Origin of the sequence: Methanoregula sp. (genome assembly GCF_002835825.1) — an archaeon.
Lineage (GTDB): Archaea > Halobacteriota > Methanomicrobia > Methanomicrobiales > Methanospirillaceae > Methanoregula.
The window spans coordinates 1-1,664 of record NZ_PIZH01000450.1; the positions used below are offsets into that span (position 1 = coordinate 1).

Sequence of the window (1,664 nt, forward strand, 5' to 3'; positions counted from 1 at the left end):
AAGGAGGACCAAAAACCATGTCAGATAATCCTGATCGCGGTGCGGTTGAACTGCTCGGTATCTACGGGCATTCTGCTTACCACAATCCGCCTGCGAATTATGTTGCGTTCGATGTGAACCAAATCCCGATGATGTTCTTCGATTACCGCCCCGTCCGTAAGGGCAACATCATGCTGGGTGTCAGAATCGACGGTCAGCTGCTGAAAGACTTCGCAGATCACGGTGAGGAGGGCGTCCATACCGATGTGGACCCGGCCAAGATTGAGGACCGCCAGGTCAAGCGCCGTGCCCAGGACTTCTGGGTTCCGCAGAAGTACCGGACGGTCGGAAGGCACAAGGTCGAGCTGCTTGCCGGCTACACTGAAGAGTACCGGGACATTCTCTTCCGGCTTCGGTCTCGGACGGTCTGGAAAACGACCAAGATGTGCATCCTGGAGTTCACCGGCCAGAAGATGGGAGGGGGCTGATCCACTATGCCTCTTTTTCAGCGCAAGGTAACTGTCCAGGTGCAGGCTGAACAGCTCCAAGGACCCCTGACCGCAGCCGGCGCCGTTGTCGGGAACAAGGGAGACTGGATCGTCACATCTGGATCCGGTGAATCGTTCATCCTTTCGGATGAGGATTTCAAGAAGGAGTACGAACCGGTCCCTTTATCTCAGTGAGCTCTGCCATGGCCGCCCCCGAAACATCCGGTTCTGCAGAGCCTGAATCTGATGACGACGTTCTGTACGAGGGGTATTCCCCCTTCGCCCAGACAGTCTTCAAGAAGAAGTGTACTCCCGAGGAGATCAAGGAAATCAAGAAGATCGCGTTCTGGTTCGGCATCAAGGACGGACTGAAGGGCATCCTCAGTCCCACGTTCCTGAAGTTGAGCGAGATCGAGAAGCTCGACACATCCCCGGAGATCAAGATCGCTTTAATCCGGGGGTATCGGTCCTACACGACCGGGGCCGCCCTTCCGCAGTATTGCGTTGCCATGGCTGGGCTCGCGGCCCTAGTGATCACGAAGGGGCCGGAAGTCCTGACCATCCTGGCCGATCTCTTCCTGAAAATTACCCATCTGGGGTAATCAGCCATGGTACGAGACTCCCGTACCGTCATTTTTTCGGACGTGCACCTGGGCACGACTATCTGTAACCGGGTCGCATTCCGGCAGTTTGTCTCCTGGCTGGCATCCGATCCCCCGGACCGGCTGGTCATTGCCGGGGATCTTCTGGACTTTTGGCGCCGGTCGAATGCCCAGGTCCTGGTCGAGAACCGCGAGGACCTCGCGCAGCTGTTCGGCATCGATTGCGAGATCGACTACGTCATCGGCAACCACGATTATGCGATCTGGGATATCGCGGACCGCAACGGCAAGGATGTCCTCTGGCCTGGAGATTTCCGGATCGTCCGGGATCTCCGGTTCAGCTGCGGCAGTCACTCGTACTACGTCACGCACGGTTACGATCTCGATGTCGCCGTGACCATGGAAGGCCTCCCGCTGAAGAACTACGAGGCTTTTGCGGCTGCCATGTGCCGGGCGGATGATACCCTGGGCGGTCTGGCCTCCCTGCTCTGGGACGCTGTCTCGATCTCCGGGTCCGGGATCTCGTGGATCCGCCAGATGGTGGCAGCAAAGCCGCGTGGTGATGACGAGTACCGGGCCAGCTGATGTGTTGCGG

At 58.2% G+C, this 1,664-nt stretch carries 4 protein-coding genes; all 4 read left to right on the forward strand.

Features of this window, described 5'->3' with window-relative positions; all coding sequences use genetic code 11:
- A partial coding sequence (locus CW742_RS12160) for a hypothetical protein (protein ID WP_292420738.1) occupies nt 1-467 on the forward strand: 467 nt, incomplete at its 5' end.
- 6 nt (nt 468-473) lie between these two features.
- Nucleotides 474-662, forward strand: a complete 189-nt coding sequence (locus CW742_RS12165) for a hypothetical protein (protein ID WP_292420739.1) — start codon at nt 474-476, stop codon at nt 660-662.
- An 8-nt stretch (nt 663-670) separates the two neighbouring features.
- The gene (locus tag CW742_RS12170; RefSeq protein ID WP_292420741.1) at nt 671-1,069 is read left to right on the forward strand and encodes a hypothetical protein; all 399 of its coding nucleotides are present in this window, start codon (nt 671-673) and stop codon (nt 1,067-1,069) included.
- A gap of 6 nt (nt 1,070-1,075) precedes the next feature.
- The gene (locus CW742_RS12175; RefSeq protein ID WP_292420743.1) at nt 1,076-1,654 is read left to right on the forward strand and encodes a metallophosphoesterase; all 579 of its coding nucleotides are present in this window, start codon (nt 1,076-1,078) and stop codon (nt 1,652-1,654) included.
- Nucleotides 1,655-1,664: the final 10 nt, after the last annotated feature.

Bases quoted from the DNA above. Each gene is read 5' to 3' on its own strand.
- CW742_RS12175 (WP_292420743.1), top strand. From the start codon at position 1,076: ATGGTACGAGACTCCCGTACCGTCATTTTTTCGGACGTGCACCTGGGC.
- CW742_RS12170 (WP_292420741.1), top strand. From the start codon at position 671: ATGGCCGCCCCCGAAACATCCGGTTCTGCAGAGCCTGAATCTGATGAC.
- CW742_RS12165 (WP_292420739.1), top strand. From the start codon at position 474: ATGCCTCTTTTTCAGCGCAAGGTAACTGTCCAGGTGCAGGCTGAACAG.